We start from the raw sequence: 20,575 nt of genomic DNA, 5'->3' as shown, positions 1-20,575 counted from the left end.
TGTCTTCAGGACTGCTTTCAAAGGGGTAAGCCACGTGGCTGATACAAAGCGTTTCGATAACTTCATTAACGGTGAATGGGTTGCGGGCAGTGATTACTGCGCCAACATCAACCCGTCCGAATTGAGCGACACCATCGGCGACTACGCCAAGGCTGACCTGGCTCAGGTCCAAGCGGCCATCGACGCCGCCCGCGCTGCGTTCCCGGCCTGGTCCACTTCGGGTATTCAGGCGCGTCACGACTCACTGGACAAAGTCGGTACGGAAATCCTCGCTCGCCGCGAAGAACTCGGCACCTTGCTGGCCCGGGAAGAGGGCAAGACCCTGCCTGAGGCCATCGGTGAAGTGACCCGCGCCGGTAACATTTTTAAATTTTTCGCCGGTGAAACCCTGCGACTGTCCGGTGATTACCTGCCTTCAGTGCGTCCGGGTGTGAACGTTGAAGTCACTCGCGAAGCCTTGGGCGTGGTTGGCCTGATCACCCCGTGGAACTTCCCGATCGCGATCCCAGCATGGAAAATCGCCCCGGCCCTGGCCTACGGCAACTGCGTCGTGTTGAAACCGGCCGATCTGGTCCCGGGTTGCGCCTGGGCGCTGGCTGAGATCATTTCCCGCGCAGGCTTCCCGGCCGGCGTGTTCAACCTGGTGATGGGCAGCGGTCGCGTGGTTGGCGATGCGTTGGTGCAGAGCCCGAAAGTCGACGGCATCAGCTTCACCGGTTCCGTAGGCGTTGGTCGCCAGATCGCCGTCAGTTGCGTGTCGCGCCAGGCCAAGGTTCAGTTGGAAATGGGCGGTAAAAACCCGCAGATCATTCTCGACGACGCAGACCTCAAGCAAGCGGTCGAGTTGTCGGTGCAGAGCGCGTTCTACTCCACCGGTCAGCGTTGCACCGCGTCCAGCCGCTTTATCGTCACCGCCGGGATCCACGACAAGTTCGTTGAAGCCATGGCCGAGCGCATGAAGTCGATCAAAGTCGGCCACGCGTTGAAAACCGGCACCGATATCGGCCCGGTCGTCTCGCAAGCGCAGCTTGACCAAGACATGAAGTACATCGACATCGGCCAGTCCGAAGGTGCACGTCTGGTCAGCGGCGGCGGACTGGTGACCTGCGATACCGAAGGCTATTACCTGGCGCCAACGCTGTTTGCCGACAGCGAAGCCGGGATGCGTATCAGCCGCGAAGAGATTTTCGGCCCGGTGGCCAACGTGGTGCGCGTAGCGGATTACGAAGCGGCACTGGCCATGGCCAACGACACCGAATTCGGTCTGTCGGCGGGCATCGCCACCACCTCGCTGAAGTACGCCAACCACTTCAAGCGTCATTCCCAGGCCGGGATGGTGATGGTCAACCTGCCAACGGCCGGCGTGGATTACCACGTGCCGTTCGGTGGGCGTAAAGGGTCCTCTTATGGATCCCGCGAGCAGGGTCGCTACGCGCAAGAGTTTTACACCGTCGTAAAAACCTCCTACATCGGTTCTTGATACACGACAACACCTTGTAGGAGCCGGCTTGCTGGCGAACGCATCACTACGGTGTAGATGACACACCGAGGTGCCTGCATCGCCAGCAAGCCGGCTCCTACAGAAAATCAGCGCCTACAGAAATACCGTTACAACCCGCATAAAAATAATCAGTGGGAGTACATCTTCATGCAATCCACCCAAAAGCCGACCCACGTCCGCTATTTGATATTGCTCATGCTTTTCCTGGTGACCACGATCAACTACGCCGATCGGGCCACCATCGCCATCGCGGGCTCCAGCCTGCAAAAAGACCTCGGTATCGACGCGGTCACCCTCGGTTATATCTTCTCCGCATTCGGTTGGGCCTACGTGGCCGGGCAAATTCCCGGCGGCTGGTTGCTGGACCGTTTTGGCTCGAAAAAAATCTACGCACTGAGCATTTTTACCTGGTCGCTGTTCACCGTGTTGCAGGGTTACGTCGGCGAGTTCGGCATGTCCACCGCCGTGGTTGCGTTGTTCATGTTGCGCTTCCTGGTGGGCCTGGCCGAAGCGCCGTCCTTCCCCGGTAACGCACGCATTGTCGCGGCCTGGTTCCCGACCGCAGAGCGCGGCACCGCGTCGGCGATCTTCAACTCCGCGCAATACTTTGCCACCGTATTGTTCGCGCCGTTGATGGGCTGGATCGTCTACAGCTGCGGCTGGCAGCACGTGTTCATCGTCATGGGCGTGATCGGCATCATCTTCTCGGGCATCTGGCTGAAAGTGATCTACAGCCCGCGCCAGCACCCGATGATCAACGAAGCCGAGTTCAAGCACATCGCCGACAACGGCGGAATGGTCGACATGGACCAGGACAAAGGCAAGGGCGCCAAGGCTGACGGTCCGAAGTGGGATTACATCCGCCAGTTGCTGACCAATCGCATGATGCTCGGCGTGTACCTGGGCCAATACTGCATCAACGGCATCACCTATTTCTTCCTGACCTGGTTCCCGGTGTACCTCGTACAGGAACGCGGCATGACCATTCTCAAGGCTGGTTTCATCGCCTCGCTGCCGGCGATCTGCGGGTTTATCGGTGGCGTGCTCGGCGGAGTGATTTCCGATTACCTGTTGCGCAAGGGCCATTCGCTGACCTTCGCCCGCAAGGCGCCGATCATTGCCGGTTTGCTGGTATCGAGCAGTATCGTTGCGTGCAACTATGTCGATGTGGAATGGATGGTCGTCGGCTTCATGGCGCTGGCCTTCTTCGGCAAAGGCGTGGGTGCACTGGGTTGGGCGGTGGTGTCCGATACCTCGCCGAAACAGATCGCCGGCCTCAGTGGTGGATTGTTCAACACCTTCGGCAACATCGCTTCGATCACCACACCGATCGTGATCGGCTACATCATCAGCTCCACCGGTTCGTTCAAATGGGCGCTGGTGTTTGTCGGTTGCAACGCGCTGGTCGCAGTGTTCAGCTACCTGGTCATCGTCGGTCCGATCAAACGCGTGGTGCTCAAAGAGCCACCGGTCAGCGGACCTGAAGCCTCCACTTTGTCTCAAGCACATTCCTGAGGAGCGGCGTCATGCAGTTGATTGAACATTCTGACTCGCCGCGCTACATCCGCCTGCACGAGCGGGACAACGTAGTGATTGTGGTCAACGACCAGGGCGTGCCGGCCGGCACCGAATTTCCGGACGGCCTGGTGACTGTGGATTTCGTGCCGCAGAGCCACAAAGTCACGCTGGAAGATATTCCCGAAGGCGGCCAGGTGATTCGTTACGGCCAGACCATCGGCTATGCGCTGCAGCCGATTCCACGGGGCAGTTGGGTCAAGGAAGACCAACTGCGCATGCCCACCGCGCCACCGCTGGACAGCTTGCCGCTGTCGACCGAAGTGCCGGCGGCGCAAGCACCGCTCGAAGGCTACACATTCGAGGGCTATCGCAATGCCGACGGCACCGTTGGCACGCGCAATATTCTGGGCATCACCACGACCGTGCAGTGCGTGACGGGGGTGCTCGATCATGCGGTCAAGCGCATCAAGGACGAGTTGCTGCCCAAGTATCCGAACGTCGACGACGTGGTGGCGTTGACCCACAGCTACGGGTGTGGCGTGGCGATTACCGCTACCGATGCGTACATCCCGATTCGCACCGTGCGCAACCTGGCGCGTAACCCCAACCTGGGTGGCGAAGCGTTGGTGATCAGTCTGGGCTGCGAAAAATTGCAGGCCGGGCAGGTGATGCACGAAGGCGACAGCTCGGTCGACCTGAGTGATCCGTGGTTGTATCGCCTGCAGGATTCGAGTCACGGTTTTACCGAGATGATCGAGCAGATCATGCAACTGGCCGAGACCCGTTTGAAGAAGCTCGACCAGCGTCGCCGGGAAACCGTGCCGGCGTCCGAGCTGATTCTGGGCATGCAGTGCGGTGGCAGTGATGCGTTCTCCGGCATCACCGCCAACCCGGCGCTCGGTTACGCCTCCGACCTGTTGCTGCGCGCCGGTGCGACGGTGATGTTTTCCGAAGTCACCGAAGTGCGCGATGCGATTTACTTGCTGACATCCCGCGCAGAAACCGAAGAAGTTGCCCAGGAACTGGTGCGTGAAATGGACTGGTATGACCGTTACCTGGCCAAGGGCGAAGCGGACCGCAGCGCCAACACCACCCCTGGCAACAAGAAAGGCGGGCTGTCGAACATCGTCGAGAAGTCGTTGGGCTCGATCGTCAAATCCGGCAGCAGCGCGATCAATGGGGTGCTCGGCCCTGGCGAACGTTTCAAACGCAAAGGGCTGATTTTCTGCGCGACGCCGGCCAGTGATTTTGTCTGCGGCACGTTGCAACTGGCCGCCGGGATGAATTTGCATGTGTTCACCACCGGGCGTGGCACGCCGTACGGGTTGGCGATGGCACCGGTGGTCAAGGTGTCGACGCGAACTGAATTGGCGCAGCGCTGGCCGGATCTGATCGACATCGACGCCGGGCGAATTGCCACCGGGCGGGCGTCGATCGAGGACCTGGGGTGGGAGTTGTTCCACTATTATCTGGATGTGGCCAGCGGGAAGAAGCAGACGTGGGCTGAGCAGCATAAGCTGTATAACGACATTACGTTGTTCAATCCGGCGCCGATTACCTGAGACCGAGTCGCCTGCATCGCTGGCAAGCCAGCTCCTACGAAAGTGTGTCGTATTCATATGCTGTGAACGACAGTGATTTGTAGGAGCTGGCTTGCCAGCGATAGCGGTCGACCAGACGCCGGAGTCCTCAGTGGCTTATCATTAGCCCCCTAACGACGCTCACCCAAGGTGATCCCGGCATGCTGGCTATTTTCCTAGAAACCCTGAACATCACCGCGCCGGTGTTTGCCATGCTGTTTTTGGGTGTGCTGCTCAAGCGCATCAACTGGATCAACGACAATTTCATCCACACCGCGTCGTCCCTGGTGTTCAACGTCACCATGCCGGCGTTGCTGTTTCTGGGCATCCTGCATGCCGACCTGCGCGCGGCGTTGCAACCGTCGCTGCTGATCTATTTCTCGCTTGCCACGCTGGTGTCATTCGCCATTGCCTGGGGTTGGGCGATCTGGAAGTGCCCGCGCGAGGATCGCGGGATCTACACCCAGGGCGCCTTTCGCGGCAACAACGGGGTCATCGGGCTGGCGCTGGCAGCCAGCATGTATGGCGATTACGGTATTTCCCTCGGCGCGATTCTCGCCGCATTGGTCATCCTCTTTTACAACACGCTGTCGACCATCGTTCTGGCGGTGTACAGCCCGGTGATCAAGTCGGATCCGTGGAGCATTTTCAAAAGCGTGATGATCAACCCGCTGATCATCAGCGTTCTGGCGGCAGCGCCGTTTGCCTATTACAAGATTGGTTTGCCGGGTTGGCTGGAGACATCTGGCCAATACCTGGCGCAGACCACGCTGCCGTTGGCGCTGATCTGCATCGGCGGCACGTTGTCACTGGCGGCGATGCGCAAAAGTGGCTCGATGGCGCTCAGTTCAAGCCTGGTGAAGATGATTGGTCTGCCGGTGCTGGCGACGCTGGGCGCGTGGCTCTGGGGATTTCGCGGGGCGGAGCTGGGAATTCTGTTTCTGTACTTCGGCAGCCCGACGGCGGCTGCGAGTTTTGTCATGGCCCGGGCAGCGAATGGCAATCATGAACTGGCGGCAGCGATTATCGTGATCACCACCTTGATGGCGGCGATCACGACCAATGTCGGGATCTTTTTGTTGCAGTGGGGTGGGTGGATATAGCGTCAGAATTTGTAGTGTTCTTTCGGGCCTCATCGTGAGCAAGCCCGCTCCCACATTTGGAATGCGTTCCCTTGTGGGAGCGGGCTTGCTCGCGAAGACGGTAGGCCGGTCGCGACAAATTCGATGATTCACTCCGGCTTCTGGTAACTCTCAATCACTTCCTGCGCCGCGCGAAACGCATCAATCGCCGCTGGCGCACCGGCATACACCGCGCAATGCAGCAGCGTTTCGCGGATCTCCTCAACCGTGCAGCCGTTATTCAATGCGCCGCGCACGTGGCCTTTCAGTTCCTGCGGGCACTTCAACGCGGTCAGCGCGGCGAGGGTGATCAGGCTGCGGGTTTTTAGCTCCAGGCCTTCGCGATTCCACACGCTGCCCCACGCATGTTCATTCACCCAATCCTGCAACGGTTGGGTAAATTCGGTGGCATTGCCCAAGGCGCGATCGACAAAAGCATTGCCCATCACTTGGCGCCGAACTTCAATCCCGGGTTTTTTATTGTCGGTCATGGCAATTCTCTCTTGTGGTGTTGACGACGCCAGGCGCGCAGCGAGGTAAACAGCAGAAACGCCACCAGCGCCGGAAGAACAAAAAACAGCATCAGGTGTTCCAGCTTGCCCGCCAGCGGCATGCCGGTGGTGAACGAAACCACGTGCAGCCCGTACGCCAGGTACAAACCCAGGAACAGCAAGCCCTCGGCGCGAGTGACCCGGTATCCGGAATAAAATACCGGCAGGCATAACACCGCGACACCGAGCATCACCGGCAAGTCGAAATCCAGCGCGTTCGGCGAGACTGATAGCGGTGACGGCGCGACCAGTGCAGTCAGGCCCAGCACGCCGAGCAGGTTGAACAGATTGCTGCCGATCACGTTGCCCACGGCGATATCCCGCTGCCCGCGCAGCGCCGCGATCAACGAGGTGGCCAACACCGGCAACGAGGTACTCACCGCCACAATTGTCAGGCCGATGATCCGTTCCGACAGACCCAGATCGGTGGCGACCGATACCGCCGCACCCAGCAGCAAATGCCCGGCGTAAGCCAGCATCGCCAGCCCCACAACGATCATCACCAGGCTGCGCAGCCACGGTATCTGCAGTGTTTCACCGTGAGACAGCGGACGCGACGAGTGCTGCGACTGGCGTAGCAGCAAACCGAGATACAACACCAGCGCCGCAAGTAACAGCATGCCGTCGGTTCGCGTCAGCTCCTCATTCCAGGCCAGCACGAACACCAACAGGCTGGCGCCGATCATCAGCGGGATATCCAGCCGCACCAGTTCTCGTGACACCCGCAACGGAATGATCAACGCCGAGAGGCCCAGCGTGACGAGGATGTTGAAAATGCTGCTGCCGATCACGCTGCCGACCGCGATGTCCGCGTTGTGTGCCAGGGTGGCTTGCAGACTGACCGCCATCTGCGGCGCGCTGCTGCCCAAGGCGACAATCGTCAGGCCGATAATCAGCGGTCGCACGTGCAGGCGCGCGGCCAGGCGCACAGCGCCGCGCACCATCAATTCGGCGCCGGCAATCAGCAACAGCAGGCCGCCGAACAACTCGATCACGCTGATCAGGGGTAAATCGGCAAGTCCGAAAATAGTCGCGGCTCCATGGGTTAATCGAGGGCTTGCACGCGAACCCGTGCGGTGCCGCTTCTGAGCATACCCAGTTGTTCGGCCGCTTCGTGTGAAACATCGATCAGCCGACCGCGAGTATGTGGCCCGCGGTCGTTGATGCGCACCACGCAGGATCTGTCGTTATTCAGATTGGTGACCTTCACCCGTGTGCCGAATGGCAACTGGCGGTGGGCGGCGGTCAGGGCATTCTTGTTGAAACGCTCGCCACTGGCGGTGCGTTTGCCATGGTGTTTGGCGCCGTAATAGGAGGCGGTGCCGGTTTTGCTGTAGCCGTGCGGATCGATGATGTCATTACTGGCGCAACCGGCCAGAAGAGAGAGCAGGGCGAGAGTGCCGAGTAGACGCTTCATTCAAGGGTTCCCTGAAACAAATGTGGCGAGGGAGCTTGCTCCCGCTGGAGTGCGAAGCGCTCCCAGATCTGCCAGCCTCGATCTTTCTGAAGGACTGAGGTGTCTGGATTGCGGTTGCTACGCAACCGAGCGGGAGCGAGCTCCCTCGCCACAGGGGAATGGAGCCGGGTTCGAGAACGGCTCCATGCGCTCATCAGCTCTCAAGCTTGCTCTTCAGCAATTCGTTGACCTGTTGCGGGTTAGCCTTGCCTTTGGAGGCTTTCATGGCCTGGCCGACAAAGAAGCCGAACATCTTGCCGCGTTTGGCTTCGTCTGCCGCGCGGTATTGCTCGACTTGCTCGGCGTTGGCCGCGAGCATTTCGTCCAGCACCGCCGAAATCGCGCCGCTGTCGGTCACTTGCTTGAGGCCGCGCTTGTCGATGATCTCGTCTGCGCTGCCTTCACCATTGGCCATCGCTTCGAACACCACTTTGGCGATTTTGCCGGAGATGGTGTTGTCTTTGATGCGCAGCAGCATGCCGCCCAGTTGCTCGGCCGACACCGGCGATTGCTCGATGTCCAGGCCTTGCTTGTTCAACAGGCTGCCCAGTTCAACCATCACCCAGTTGGCCGCCACTTTGGCGTCACCGCTGATGCTCACGACTTTCTCGAAGTAATCCGCTTGCTCACGGCTGGTGGCCAGGACGCTGGCATCGTAAACCGACAGGCCGAATTGCTCCTGGAAACGCTCGCGCTTCTGCGGCGGCAATTCCGGCAGGGTGGCGCGCACGTCATTCAGGAACGAGTCCTCAATGACCACCGGCAACAAGTCCGGATCAGGGAAGTAACGGTAGTCGTTGGCTTCTTCCTTGCTGCGCATCGGACGGGTTTCGTCTTTGTTCGGATCGTACAGACGCGTCTGCTGGATCACCCGGCCGCCGTCTTCGATCAGCTCGATCTGACGCTGCACTTCGGTGTTGATCGCCTTCTCGATGAAACGGAACGAGTTGACGTTCTTGATCTCGCAACGCGTGCCGAATTCAACCTGGCCCTTCGGGCGGATCGATACGTTGCAGTCGCAGCGCAGCGAGCCTTCAGCCATATTGCCGTCGCAAATGCCGAGGTAGCGCACCAGCGCGTGGACCGCCTTGACGTAAGCCACGGCTTCCTTGGCGCTGCGCATGTCCGGCTCGGAAACGATTTCCAGCAGCGGCGTGCCGGCGCGGTTCAGGTCGATGCCGGTGGCGCCGTTGAACTCCTCGTGCAGACTTTTACCGGCGTCCTCTTCCAGGTGCGCGCGAGTAATGCCAACGCGTTTGACCGTGCCGTCTTCAAGGGCGATGTCCAGGTGGCCTTTGCCGACAATCGGCAATTCCATCTGGCTGATCTGATAACCCTTCGGCAGGTCCGGGTAAAAATAGTTTTTACGGGCGAACACATTGTGCTGACCGATCTCGGCGTCGATAGCGAGGCCGAACATCACCGCCATGCGCACCGCTTCCTGGTTCAGCACCGGCAGTACGCCGGGCATACCGAGGTCGACCAGGCTGGCCTGGGTATTCGGCTCGGAGCCGAACGTAGTGGAACTACCGGAAAAGATTTTCGACCGGGTGGTGAGCTGGGTGTGAATCTCCAGCCCGATCACGACTTCCCATTGCATGTGTTTCTCCTCAGAAGCCGGTTGGGGTGCGGGTGTGCCAGTCAGTATTCATTTGATACTGGTGAGCAACGTTCAACAGGCGGCCTTCCTGGAAATACGGGGCAAGCAGTTGCACACCGACCGGCAGACCGTCGACAAAACCTGCGGGCATGGACAAGCCCGGCAGACCGGCGAGGTTGGCGGTGATGGTGTAGACGTCTTCCAGATAGGCAGCAACGGGGTCGCTGTTCTTCGCGCCGAGCTTCCAGGCCGGGTTCGGCGTGGTCGGGCCGAGGATGATGTCGACCTCATTGAAGGCCGTCATGAAGTCGTTCTTGATCAAGCGACGGATCTTTTGCGCCTTCAGGTAATAGGCGTCGTAGTAACCGGCGGACAGCGCGTAGGCACCGACCATGATCCGGCGTTGCACTTCGGCGCCGAAACCTTCGCCACGGGAACGTTTGTACAGGTCGATCAGGTTTTTCGGGTCTTCGCAGCGGTAGCCGAAACGCACGCCGTCAAAACGCGACAGGTTCGACGAGGCTTCCGCTGGCGCGATTACGTAGTACGCAGGGATCGCGTGCTGCATGTTCGGCAGGCTGATTTCCTTGATCACCGCGCCGAGCTTTTCCAGCTCCTTGACGCTGGTGTGGATCAGGTCGGCGATGCGCGGGTCGAGACCGGCGCTGAAGTATTCTCTCGGCACACCGATGCGCAGGCCTTGCAGCGAATCGTTGAGGCTCGCGCTGTAATCCGGCACGGGCTCGTCAATGCTGGTGGAGTCATTGGTGTCGAAACCGGCCATGCCTTGCAGCAGAATCGCGCAGTCTTCGGCGGTGCGCGCCATTGGGCCACCCTGATCGAGGCTGGATGCATAGGCAATCATGCCCCAGCGCGAGACGCGACCATATGTCGGTTTCAGGCCGGTGAGGTTGGTCAGTGCAGCGGGCTGACGGATCGAGCCGCCGGTGTCGGTGCCAGTGGCCGCCGGCAACAGGCGCGCCGCGACGGCCGCTGCCGAACCACCGGAGGAGCCGCCCGGAACATGTTCCAGATTCCACGGGTTTTTCACCGCGCCGTAGTAGCTCGACTCGTTGGCCGAACCCATGGCGAATTCGTCCATGTTGGTCTTGCCCAGCGTTACCGCACCGGCAGCCGCCAGTTTGGCGACGACAGTGGCGTCGTAGGGAGCCTTGAAATTATCGAGCATCTTCGAGCCGCAGCTGGTGCGGATGCCTTGGGTGCAGAACAGGTCTTTGTGCGCGATCGGGGCTCCGAGCAGCGCGCCGCTTTCACCATTGGCCCGGCGTGCGTCAGCAGCTTTCGCCTGCTGGAGCGCGAGGTCTTCGGTGACGCTGATGAAGCTGTTGAGCTGCGGATCGAGCTGGGCGATGCGCGCCAGCAGATTTTTGGTCAGCTCTTCGGAAGAAAACTTTTTGTCGGCGAGTCCGCGGGCGATCTCGGCCAGAGTCAATTGATGCATTGCAGGCTCTTTCCCTTTAGTCGATGACTTTCGGAACCAGGTACAGGCCGTTTTCGACCGCTGGTGCGATGGACTGGTACGCCTCGCGATTGTTGCTCTCGGTCACGACGTCTGCACGCAGGCGCTGGCTGGCTTCCAGTGGGTGGGCGAGCGGCTCGATACCATCGGTATTGACCGCCTGCATTTCGTCGACCAGCCCCAGAATGCTGTTCAGGGCCGAAGTGATATGTGGAAGATCGGCATCATTGAGGCCAAGGCAGGCCAGATGAGCGATTTTTTCCACGTCGGAGCGTTCAAGCGCCATGGGAATCTCCAGTGGAAAACAGAACGGACGGCGTCCGTGTGTTAGATTGTCGGAACACTACCGCATTTCTACGGTCATAAGGCCGCGATTGTGGGGGTTGGTGCCAAGAAAAGCGGCCAATTTAACATATTGGCGCCTTGCCCAAAATCCCTGTCGTTGTTAGAGTTTGCCGCACTTTTTTACCCACGCGTTGCCTAGGGTCCCTTTCCCATGTTCAAGAAACTGCGTGGCATGTTTTCCAGCGATCTTTCCATTGACCTGGGCACTGCCAACACCCTTATTTACGTGCGCGAGCGCGGCATCGTCCTGAATGAGCCATCGGTTGTGGCTATTCGGACACACGGTAACCAGAAAAGTGTCGTGGCTGTCGGCACCGAGGCCAAGCGCATGCTCGGTCGTACGCCGGGCAACATTGCAGCCATTCGTCCGATGAAGGACGGCGTGATCGCCGACTTCAGCGTTTGCGAAAAAATGCTGCAGTACTTCATCAACAAGGTTCACGAAAACAGTTTCCTGCAGCCCAGCCCTCGTGTGCTGATCTGCGTCCCCTGCAAATCCACCCAGGTTGAGCGTCGCGCCATCCGTGAATCGGCACTCGGTGCCGGTGCCCGTGAAGTGTTTCTGATCGAAGAGCCGATGGCGGCAGCGATCGGTGCCGGCCTCCCGGTTGAAGAAGCGCGCGGTTCGATGGTTGTCGATATCGGTGGCGGTACCACTGAAATCGCCTTGATCTCCCTGAACGGTGTGGTGTACGCCGAATCCGTCCGCGTTGGTGGCGACCGCTTCGACGAAGCGATCATCACTTATGTGCGTCGCAACTACGGCAGCCTGATCGGCGAATCCACTGCCGAGCGCATCAAGCAGGAAATCGGTACTGCCTACCCAGGCGGCGAAGTTCGCGAAGTCGACGTTCGTGGCCGCAACCTGGCCGAAGGCGTTCCACGTGCCTTCACTCTGAACTCCAATGAAGTGCTGGAAGCTCTGCAAGAGTCGCTGGCAACCATCGTTCAGGCTGTGAAAAGCGCGCTGGAGCAATCGCCGCCGGAGCTGGCGTCCGACATCGCCGAACGTGGTCTGGTACTGACCGGTGGTGGCGCCTTGCTGCGTGACCTCGACAAGTTGCTGGCCCAGGAGACCGGTCTGCCGGTCATCGTTGCCGAAGACCCGCTGACCTGCGTAGCTCGCGGCGGTGGTCGTGCCCTGGAAATGATGGATAAACACACCATGGACCTGCTTTCCAGCGAATAAATCGTTGGGTTGCATCTATGCTGTTGGCGCGCAGGCAGCACTTTGCAGTGCTGCCTGTTGCGTTTATCTTCTGTCAGTCTGTATCCAGGCCGGTCTGCCGTATGAATAAACAAAACATTTGCCTGGGAGGAGCGGCTTATTAAACCGCTTTTCACCAAAGGGCCTTCACTGGGCGTGCGCTTGTTGGTGCTGGCCGTGCTATCGGTCGCGCTCATGGTGGTCGATGCCCGCTTCACACTGCTCAAGCCAGTGCGTAGCCAAATGTCGCTGGCATTGATGCAGTCTTACTGGATCACCGACCTGCCGCAGCGGTTATGGCAGGGAGTGGCCAGCCAGTTTGGCAGCCGGACCGAACTGGTCGCCGAAAACGAAAAACTCAAAACCGAAAACCTGCTGTTGCAGGGGCGCATGCAAAAGCTTGCCGCCCTGACCGAGCAGAACGTTCGGCTGCGCGAGTTGCTCAACTCTTCCGCGCTGGTCAATGAAAAGGTCGAAGTGGCCGAACTGATCGGCATGGACCCCAACCCCTTCACCCACCGCATCATCATCAATAAAGGTGAGCGCGACGGTGTGGTCCTCGGCCAGCCGGTGCTCGATGCCCGCGGCCTGATGGGCCAGGTGGTTGAGTTGATGCCATACACCTCGCGCGTTCTGTTGCTGACCGATACCACCCACAGCATTCCAGTGCAGGTGAACCGCAACGGCCTGCGCGCCATTGCCAGCGGCACCGGCAACCCGGAACGTCTGGAATTGCGTCACGTCGCCGACACCGCTGACATCAAGGAAGGCGATCTGCTGGTCAGCTCCGGTCTCGGCCAGCGCTTCCCGGCCGGTTACCCGGTGGCCACAGTGAAGGAAGTGATCCACGATTCCGGCCAGCCGTTCGCCATCGTCCGCGCCGTGCCGACCGCTGCCCTGAATCGCAGCCGCTATTTGCTGCTGGTGTTCACCGACAGCCGCACTGCCGAAGAACGCGCCAACGAGGCTGCGCAGGCTCAGGAGGCGCTGGACCAATACGGTGGCGGTCCGATGATTCCAGCGAACATGCCCCGTCCTGCCGGCGTCCTCCCGGCTGCCGTTGCGGCACCGGCTGTTCCGGCAGCCGCTGACGTGCCAGCCGCCGCGACCCCGCCCAAACCTGGCGCCAGCCAACCGGTCGCTAAACCACCGGCAGCGGTGAAACCTGCCGCCAAGCCGCCGGTTTCCACGCCTGCAGCCCCCAGGGGAAGAGAATAATGGTCGGTGCAACTGCCTCCCAAAACGGCTGGATCGTCTGGCTGACATTCGCCATCGGTCTGTTGCTCAGCGTTTCGCCGTTGCCGCAATTCATGGAAATCCTGCGCCCACTGTGGCTCGCCTTGCTGCTGGCATTCTGGGCGCTGGCCCTGCCGCAGAAAGTCGGGATGGCTACCGCGTGGTGCCTGGGTCTGGCTGAAGACGTGTTGTATGGCACGTTGCTCGGGCAGAACGCCTTGATCCTCACGCTCATCACTTTTCTGGTGTTGTCGCTGCAACAGCGATTACGCATGTTCCCGATGTGGCAGCAGAGTCTGGTGATTCTGGTGATTTTCGGCCTTGCCCAACTGGCTCAATTGTGGCTCAGCGCCCTGACCGGCAATCGTCAGCCCACGCTGGCACTGGTCCTGCCAGCATTGGTCAGCGCATTGCTTTGGCCATGGATCAGCTACGGTTTGCGCGGTCTGCGTCGGCGCTACAAAATCAACTGATTTGCTCAGACATTTGCCGGTGCAGGGCACTAAACAGGGAGATGTCTTGATGAAACAGCTGTATCTCGCCTCAGGCTCACCGCGTCGGCGCGAACTGCTTACGCAGATCGGCGTGCCGTTTTCCGTCATCGGCGCGGACATAGATGAAACCCCTCTGAATCGCGAAACCCCGGCGGCCTACGTCGAACGCCTGGCGCGCGGCAAGGCCGAGGCTGGGCGCGGCACGCTAGTGTCCGATGTGGACGCCTGCGTGTTGGGCGCCGACACGGCCGTGGTGCTGGACGGCAAAATTCTTGGCAAACCGGTGGACGACGCCGAGGCATGCGCCATGCTTATGATGCTGGCGGGCCAGGAGCATGAAGTGTTGACGGCCATCGCCGTGCTTGAAGGCGAACGCTGTGAGTCGCGCGTAGTGCGCAGTCTGGTGCGTTTTCGCGCCATTGATCGCGATGAAGCGGCGGCCTACTGGGCCAGCGGCGAGCCACGGGACAAGGCGGGAGGCTATGGCATCCAAGGACTTGGCGCGGTGTTTGTCGCCGGCCTCAATGGCAGTTATTCCGCCGTGGTCGGCCTGCCGTTGTGCGAAACCGCAGAATTACTTGGCCGTTTCGGCATACCCTGTTGGCAAACCCTTAACGCGCGCTGAGCGTCGTACTGACAAGATGCGGCCATAATCGTGAATACGCCTGAACGAGACCCTGCCATGAGTGAAGAGATCCTGATCAACATCACGCCGATGGAATCGCGCGTGGCGGTGGTTGAAAACGGTGTTCTGCAAGAGGTTCATGTCGAGCGCACGCAAAAACGCGGGATCGTCGGCAACATCTACAAGGGCAAGGTCGTGCGGGTTTTGCCCGGCATGCAGGCCGCGTTCATCGACATCGGTCTGGACCGCGCCGCGTTCATTCATGCCTCTGAAATCTCCTTGCGCGAAGGTCCGGCGGTAGAGAGCATCAGCGCGCTGGTTCACGAGGGACAGAGTCTGGTCGTGCAGGTCACCAAAGACCCGATCGGCTCCAAGGGCGCACGCCTGACGACGCAGCTGTCGATCCCTTCGCGCTATCTGGTGTACATGCCGCGCACCGCGCACGTCGGTATTTCCCTGAAGATCGAAGACGAAGGCGAGCGGGACCGACTCAAGCAAGTCGTCACCGATTGCGTCGCCACAGAAGGGATCAAGGAAGCGGGTGGATTCATCCTGCGCACGGCCGCCGAAGGTGCCGGAGCCGATGAAATCCTCATGGATATCCGCTACCTGCGCCGCCTCTGGGACCAGATCAACGAGCAAATCAAAACCATCGGCGCGCCGAGTGTGATTTATGAAGACCTCGGCCTGGCGCTGCGCACCCTGCGTGATCTGGTCAGCCCGAAGATCGAAAAGATTCGCATCGATTCCCGGGAAACCTTCCAGAAAACCACGCAATTCGTCGCTGAACTGATGCCGGAAATTGCCGACCGTCTTGAGCATTATCCGGGCGAGCGGCCGATTTTTGATCTGTATGGCGTTGAAGATGAAATCCAGAAAGCCCTTGAGCGCAAAGTGCCGCTGAAGTCCGGCGGGTATCTGGTGGTCGACCCGGCAGAAGCCATGAGCACCATCGACGTCAATACCGGGGCGTTTGTCGGCCATCGCAACCTCGAAGAAACCATCTTCAAGACCAACCTCGAAGCCGCGACTGCCATCGCTCGCCAGCTGCGCCTGCGCAACTTGGGCGGGATCATCATCATCGACTTCATCGACATGGAAGATGAAGAACACCAGCGCCAGGTGTTGCGCACGCTCGAGAAGCAGCTGGAGCGCGATCACGCCAAGACCAACATTATCGGCATCACTGAGTTGGGTCTGGTGCAGATGACGCGCAAGCGCACGCGTGAGAGTCTCGAGCAGGTGCTTTGCGAGCCGTGCAGCAGCTGTCAGGGCCGCGGCAAGTTGAAGACTCCGGAAACCGTTTGCTACGAAATCTTCCGCGAAATCCTCCGCGAAGCCCGCGCCTATCAGGCGGAGGGCTATCGTGTATTGGCGAACCAGAAAGTCGTCGACCGTTTGCTTGATGAAGAGTCGGGCAATGTCGCCGAACTGGAAGGATTTATCGGACGCACCATTCGATTCCAGGTGGAAACCATGTATTCCCAGGAACAATACGACGTGGTGTTGCTCTGATTCGCTGTGCTTCAACCTTACCAGAACAGCTGGCCTCAGCTTTTTGCATTATTTTAGCCATGGGAGCCGACTGACATGGAGCGTCTGACACGCATTTTGGCCGCGCTGACCCGTTGGGGTCTGGGCCTGTGCGCGTTGGTTTTGGTCTTGATGGCGTTGTACGTCAGTCTCGGTCGAGAACTGACGCCGCTGGTGGCCGAATACCGGGCTGAAGTCGAAAGCAAAGCCTCCACTGCCTTGGGCATGCCCATGCACATCGGCGAGCTGGAAGGTAACTGGCGCGGTTTTACGCCGATCCTGCTGGCCCACGACGTGATGGTAGGCGAAGGCGCTAATGCCTTGCGCCTGGATCAGGTGCGCGCGGTGCCGGATCTGTGGGCCAGCCTGCTGGCGCGGGAGGTCCGAATTGACCATCTGGAACTCAGCGGTCTCAAGATCAGCCTTAAAGAAGGCGAAGATGGCAAGTGGGCGCTGGAAGGTTTCCCGGTGCAGCAGGATCAACCCCTCGATCCGGAGCATTTGCTCAATCGTATGCAGATGGTTCAGCGTTTGTCGGTGCTCGACAGCCAGGTCACGTTGCAGCCATTGGATCACCCACCCCTGACCCTGACCTATGTGGGCGCCAGCCTGAAAACCGGCGCGAGTCGCCAGCGCCTCGATGCGCGGCTGACGCTGCCGGACGGCCAGCCGATGGCCATGAGTTTGCGCACGCGGATTCGCGCCAGTCAGTGGAAGGACGGTGAAGCCGACGGCTACCTGAGCCTGCCGCAAAGCGACTGGTCCAAATGGCTCCCCGAGCGCGTTACCCAGCAGTGGAATTTTTCCGAGATCAAGGCCGGTGGCGAGCTCTGGTTCAACTGGAAAAAAGGTGCTTTGCAGAGCGGCGCAGTTCGTTTGAACGCGCCCCTGCTCAAGGGCGCTTACGCCGAGCGCAAACCGATCCAGATCAACAATCTGGCTCTCAACGGTTACTTCCAGCGCAACGCTCAGGGCCTCGTCGCGACGTTCGATTCCCTCGCCATGAGCCTGGGGGAGACGCGTTGGGAATCTCACCTGCAACTCAAGCAAACCGCAGCGACCGACAAGGTCGAGGAACTCTGGCATCTGCAGGCCGATCGCCTCGACCTTACGCCGATTACGCCAGTGCTCAACGCGTTGGGGCCGCTGCCGGAGGGCGTGAGCAAAGCGGTCGAGCGACTGAAGGTCACCGGAGGTTTGCGCAACGTGTTGCTCGATTTCCGCCCCAATGCCACCGACGACAGCAAATTCGCCTTCGCCGCCAACCTCGACAACGTCGGCTTCGATGCCTATCACGGCGCGCCAGCCGCGCGTAATGTCAGTGGCAGCATCAGCGGTGACCTCGGCAAGGGCGAGTTGCGCATGGACAGCAAGGATTTCGTCCTGCACCTGGACCCGATCTTTGCCAAGCCATGGCAGTACATTCAAGCCAACGCACGGCTGACCTGGAAACTCGACAAGCAAGGCTTCACCCTGATTGCGCCCTACCTGAAAGTGCTCGGCGAGGAAGGCAAAATTGCCGGCGACTTCCTGATACGCCTGAATTCCGACCAGAGCCAGGAAGACTACATGGACCTGCGGGTCGGCCTGGTCGATGGCGACGGTAAATACACCGCCAAATACTTGCCCGAAGTCCTCAGCCCGGCGCTGGACGAGTGGCTTCGCACGGCAATTCTCAAAGGTGCGGTGGACGAAGGTTTCTTCCAGTATCAAGGCTCGCTCAACCAGGGCGCTGCCGACGCTGCGCGAAGCATTAGCCTCTTTTTCAAGGTTCACGATGCCGAACTTGCGTTTCAGCCGGGCTGGCCACACGTCAAAAAAGTCAGCGGTGACGTGTTCATAGAGGATAGCGGCGTACGTATTCTGGCCAGCAAAGGGCAGCTGCTCGACACCCAGGTCAGCGATGTTTACGTCAATATTCCTCACGTCGCGGCCGGACAGAAAACCCACTTGTTTCTCGACGGCGCGTTTGCCGGCGGGCTGGGCGATGGCCTGAAAATTCTCCAGGAAGCGCCGATAGGGACCGCCGAAACGTTCGCCGGTTGGGAAGGCGAGGGTGATCTGCGCGGTAAGCTGAAACTGGACATCCCGCTGGATAAAGGGGAAGAACCGAAAATTCTGGTCGATTTCAAAACAGCCAAGGCGCGCCTGAAACTGGCCGAGCCGGTGCTGGAGCTGACGCAGCTCAAAGGCGATTTCCGTTTCGATAGCACCAAGGGTTTGAGCGGCCAGAACATCACAGCACGGGCCTTCGACAAACCGGTGACTGCGCAGATATTCGCCGATGGCAGCCCGGGCAAGCTCAAGACTCGCGTCGCCGCCTCGGGCGAAGTTGAAGTGAAGAAGCTCACTGACTGGCTGAACGTCACCCAGCCATTGCCAGTGTCCGGGGTGATCCCGTATCAGCTGCAACTCGATCTGGATGGCGCCGACAGCCAGTTGATGGTCAATTCCAGCCTGCTGGGCGTCGCAGTCGATCTGCCAGCGCCGTTCGGCATGGCTGCGAATGTCGGGCGTAACACAACATTCCGGATGACGCTGCAGGGAGCGGAGCGTCGTTATTGGGTTGATTACGGCGACCTGGCTGATTTCACCTTCGCGGCACCTGGCGGCAATTTCGCCGACGGGCGCGGCGAGTTGTTTTTCGGTGCGGGCAATGCACTGCTGCCTGGCGCCAAGGGGCTGCGGGTGCGCGGCGAGTTAGCGGAACTGGATGTTGGCCCGTGGAAAGAGCTGGTGGACAAATACGCCGGTCAGGATCCAGGCGGCAATGCCAAGCAATTGCTCAGCAGCGCCGATTTCAAGGTTGGCAAGCTCAGCGGCATCGGCACCACGCTCGATCAGGCCACGGTACAGTTGAACCGTAAAGCGGCGGCCTGGGCTTTGCAGCTCGACAGTCAGCAGGTCAAGGGCGGGGCAAATATTCCCGATGCGAAAGCGGCGCCGATTGCGATCAATCTGCAATACGTAAAATTGCCGGCGCCTGATCCGACCGTTCTCGCTGATGAGAACTCGCCCGACCCGCTCGCTGCTGTAGACCCGACTAAAATCCCGGCGCTGGATATCACCATCAACCAGTTATTCCAGGGGCAGGATCTGGTGGGTGGCTGGTCGCTGAAAGTTCGTCCGACCGAACGGGGCATTGCCCTCAATACGCTGGATCTGGGACTCAAAGGAATTTTGTTGCAAGGCAGCGGCGGCTGGGAGGGTGTGCCCGGCTCGACCAGCAGTTGGTACAAGGGCCGCATCAGCGGCAAAAACCTCGCCGACGTGCTCAAGGGCTGGGGATTTGCGCCCAGTGTCACCAGCGAAGAGTTTCATATGGATGTCGACGGACGCTGGCCCGGTTCTCCGGCCTGGGTGGCGACCAAACGTTTCTCCGGCACGCTCGATGCGTCCCTGAATAAAGGACAATTCATTGAGGTCGAGGGCGGGGCGCAGGCCTTGCGGGTTTTCGGGCTGTTGAACTTCAACTCCATCGGGCGCCGCTTGCGCCTGGATTTCTCAGACCTGTTCGGCAAGGGCCTGAGCTATGACCGGGTCAAAGGGTTGCTGGTCGCCACCAACGGTGTCTACGTCACAAAAGAACCGATCCGGTTGACCGGGCCGTCGAGCAATATCGAGCTTGACGGTACCCTGGATCTGGTCGCAGATCAGGTCGATGCGAAATTGCTGGTGACTTTGCCGGTAACCAACAACCTGCCGATTGCTGCGCTGATCGTCGGGGCGCCGGCCATTGGCGGGGCGCTGTTCCTGATCGACAAGCTCATCGGCGATCGCGTTTCGCGTTTCGCCAGCGTGAAGTACACCGTCAAAGGCCCGTGGAAAGAGCCGAAGATCACCTTCGACAAACCTTTTTGAAGCAAGCCGATGGAGTAGCATGGCCTTAATCAGATTCCGTGTAGCAGCTGGCGAAGCCTGCGTCCGGCTGCGAAGCAGTCGTGAATCCGGATTACACGAAGCGTTCGATAGGTCGTGGTGTCTGATTTTACGGCTGCTGCGTCCGATCGCGGCCCGAGCCGGACGCAGGCTTCGCCAGCTGCTACAGGTTGGCATGCAGACTTCGAGTAAGGAGAGCCCATGTCTTTTTCGGTGATTCAAATGGTCAGCCAGAGTGATGTGCCGGCCAATCTGGCCCGGGCGCGTCATCTGCTCGAACAGGCTGCCGCCGGTGGCGCGACGCTGGCCGTGCTGCCGGAAAACTTCGCCGCAATGGGCCGCCGTGACGTCGCTGACATCGGCCGAGCCGAAGCCGCTGGTCAAGGACCCATCCTGCCATGGTTGAAACAGGCGGCCCGCGACCTCAAGTTATGGATAGTGGCGGGGGC

General features: G+C 60.0%; 17 protein-coding genes. 11 read left to right on the top strand and 6 right to left on the bottom strand.

The features are described from left to right. Window positions 1-34: 34 nt before the first annotated feature. From DU29_RS0123555 to DU29_RS0123540, 4 genes are all read left to right on the top strand, one after another. Entirely contained in the window at window positions 35-1,480 is a 1,446-nt protein-coding gene (locus tag DU29_RS0123555) for an aldehyde dehydrogenase family protein (RefSeq protein ID WP_028623923.1), read from the top strand. A 78-nt stretch (window positions 1,481-1,558) separates the two neighbouring features. Continuing rightward, window positions 1,559-3,016 (top strand): MFS transporter, encoded by a 1,458-nt coding sequence (locus DU29_RS0123550; RefSeq protein ID WP_268871202.1) that lies wholly within the window; start codon window positions 1,559-1,561, stop codon window positions 3,014-3,016. A gap of 11 nt (window positions 3,017-3,027) precedes the next feature. Beyond that, on the top strand, window positions 3,028-4,581 hold the full coding sequence (garD, locus tag DU29_RS0123545) for a galactarate dehydratase (protein WP_028623921.1): 1,554 nt from the start codon (window positions 3,028-3,030) through the stop codon (window positions 4,579-4,581). A 179-nt stretch (window positions 4,582-4,760) separates the two neighbouring features. After that, window positions 4,761-5,702, top strand: coding sequence for an AEC family transporter (locus tag DU29_RS0123540; RefSeq protein ID WP_028623920.1), 942 nt, complete (start codon window positions 4,761-4,763; stop codon window positions 5,700-5,702). Window positions 5,703-5,830: 128 nt separating this feature from the next. Here DU29_RS0123540 and DU29_RS0123535 read toward each other — a convergent pair whose 3' ends face one another. From DU29_RS0123535 to gatC, 6 genes are all read right to left on the bottom strand, one after another. Next, entirely contained in the window at window positions 5,831-6,211 is a 381-nt protein-coding gene (locus DU29_RS0123535) for a carboxymuconolactone decarboxylase family protein (RefSeq protein ID WP_028623919.1), read from the bottom strand. Next, a complete protein-coding gene (locus DU29_RS0123530; RefSeq protein WP_028623918.1) occupies window positions 6,208-7,266 on the bottom strand; it encodes a calcium/sodium antiporter in 1,059 nt (352 codons plus the stop codon). Before DU29_RS0123530 ends, DU29_RS0123535 begins: the two co-directional genes overlap by 4 nt. Before the next feature lie 50 nt (window positions 7,267-7,316). Further along, window positions 7,317-7,688 carry a septal ring lytic transglycosylase RlpA family protein gene (locus tag DU29_RS0123525; RefSeq protein WP_028623917.1) on the bottom strand — a complete coding sequence of 124 codons (372 nt, stop codon included), beginning with the start codon at window positions 7,686-7,688 and terminating at the stop codon, window positions 7,317-7,319. Window positions 7,689-7,881: 193 nt separating this feature from the next. Continuing rightward, window positions 7,882-9,327 carry an Asp-tRNA(Asn)/Glu-tRNA(Gln) amidotransferase subunit GatB gene (gatB, locus tag DU29_RS0123520; RefSeq protein WP_028623916.1) on the bottom strand — a complete coding sequence of 482 codons (1,446 nt, stop codon included), beginning with the start codon at window positions 9,325-9,327 and terminating at the stop codon, window positions 7,882-7,884. A gap of 10 nt (window positions 9,328-9,337) precedes the next feature. After that, the gene (gene gatA / locus DU29_RS0123515; protein ID WP_028623915.1) at window positions 9,338-10,789 is read right to left on the bottom strand and encodes an Asp-tRNA(Asn)/Glu-tRNA(Gln) amidotransferase subunit GatA; all 1,452 of its coding nucleotides are present in this window, start codon (window positions 10,787-10,789) and stop codon (window positions 9,338-9,340) included. Between the two features lie 16 nt (window positions 10,790-10,805). Beyond that, a complete protein-coding gene (gene gatC, locus DU29_RS0123510) occupies window positions 10,806-11,093 on the bottom strand; it encodes an Asp-tRNA(Asn)/Glu-tRNA(Gln) amidotransferase subunit GatC (RefSeq protein ID WP_008054345.1) in 288 nt (95 codons plus the stop codon). A 210-nt stretch (window positions 11,094-11,303) separates the two neighbouring features. Here gatC and mreB point away from each other — a divergent pair, with 210 nt between their 5' ends. The 7 genes from mreB to DU29_RS01000000130355 form a co-directional block, all read left to right on the top strand. After that, complete coding sequence (mreB, locus tag DU29_RS0123505; protein WP_002555108.1) at window positions 11,304-12,341, top strand: rod shape-determining protein MreB; 1,038 nt, start codon at window positions 11,304-11,306, stop codon at window positions 12,339-12,341. 138 nt (window positions 12,342-12,479) lie between these two features. Continuing rightward, the gene (gene mreC, locus DU29_RS0123500; protein WP_081832536.1) at window positions 12,480-13,577 is read left to right on the top strand and encodes a rod shape-determining protein MreC; all 1,098 of its coding nucleotides are present in this window, start codon (window positions 12,480-12,482) and stop codon (window positions 13,575-13,577) included. Then, window positions 13,577-14,068 (top strand): rod shape-determining protein MreD, encoded by a 492-nt coding sequence (gene mreD, locus DU29_RS0123495; RefSeq protein WP_028623913.1) that lies wholly within the window; start codon window positions 13,577-13,579, stop codon window positions 14,066-14,068. Before mreC ends, mreD begins: the two co-directional genes overlap by 1 nt. Window positions 14,069-14,117: 49 nt before the next feature. After that, window positions 14,118-14,714: a Maf family protein gene (locus tag DU29_RS0123490; protein ID WP_028623912.1), complete on the top strand. Its 597-nt coding sequence runs from the start codon at window positions 14,118-14,120 to the stop codon at window positions 14,712-14,714. A gap of 57 nt (window positions 14,715-14,771) precedes the next feature. Further along, entirely contained in the window at window positions 14,772-16,229 is a 1,458-nt protein-coding gene (rng, locus tag DU29_RS0123485) for a ribonuclease G (RefSeq protein ID WP_028623911.1), read from the top strand. Between the two features lie 75 nt (window positions 16,230-16,304). After that, the gene (locus DU29_RS0123480; protein WP_028623910.1) at window positions 16,305-20,108 is read left to right on the top strand and encodes a YhdP family protein; all 3,804 of its coding nucleotides are present in this window, start codon (window positions 16,305-16,307) and stop codon (window positions 20,106-20,108) included. A 219-nt stretch (window positions 20,109-20,327) separates the two neighbouring features. Then, window positions 20,328-20,575 (top strand): nitrilase-related carbon-nitrogen hydrolase (locus DU29_RS01000000130355; protein ID WP_033050843.1); only part of this gene is annotated, 248 nt, incomplete at its 3' end.

Source organism: Pseudomonas sp. Ant30-3, from assembly GCF_000690905.1.
Classification (GTDB): Bacteria; Pseudomonadota; Gammaproteobacteria; order Pseudomonadales; family Pseudomonadaceae; genus Aquipseudomonas.
Note: the sequence above shows the minus strand (reverse complement) of the source record. Positions and strands in the feature narration are given on the sequence as shown.

Coding starts and splice junctions, on each gene's coding strand:
- garD (WP_028623921.1), top strand. CDS start 3,028: ATGCAGTTGATTGAACATTCTGACTCGCCGCGCTACATCCGCCTGCAC.
- DU29_RS0123540 (WP_028623920.1), top strand. CDS start 4,761: ATGCTGGCTATTTTCCTAGAAACCCTGAACATCACCGCGCCGGTGTTT.
- DU29_RS0123535 (WP_028623919.1), bottom strand. CDS start 6,211: ATGACCGACAATAAAAAACCCGGGATTGAAGTTCGGCGCCAAGTGATG.
- DU29_RS0123525 (WP_028623917.1), bottom strand. CDS start 7,688: ATGAAGCGTCTACTCGGCACTCTCGCCCTGCTCTCTCTTCTGGCCGGT.
- gatB (WP_028623916.1), bottom strand. CDS start 9,327: ATGCAATGGGAAGTCGTGATCGGGCTGGAGATTCACACCCAGCTCACC.
- gatA (WP_028623915.1), bottom strand. CDS start 10,789: ATGCATCAATTGACTCTGGCCGAGATCGCCCGCGGACTCGCCGACAAA.
- gatC (WP_008054345.1), bottom strand. CDS start 11,093: ATGGCGCTTGAACGCTCCGACGTGGAAAAAATCGCTCATCTGGCCTGC.
- mreB (WP_002555108.1), top strand. CDS start 11,304: ATGTTCAAGAAACTGCGTGGCATGTTTTCCAGCGATCTTTCCATTGAC.
- mreD (WP_028623913.1), top strand. CDS start 13,577: ATGGTCGGTGCAACTGCCTCCCAAAACGGCTGGATCGTCTGGCTGACA.
- DU29_RS0123490 (WP_028623912.1), top strand. CDS start 14,118: ATGAAACAGCTGTATCTCGCCTCAGGCTCACCGCGTCGGCGCGAACTG.
- rng (WP_028623911.1), top strand. CDS start 14,772: ATGAGTGAAGAGATCCTGATCAACATCACGCCGATGGAATCGCGCGTG.
- DU29_RS0123480 (WP_028623910.1), top strand. CDS start 16,305: ATGGAGCGTCTGACACGCATTTTGGCCGCGCTGACCCGTTGGGGTCTG.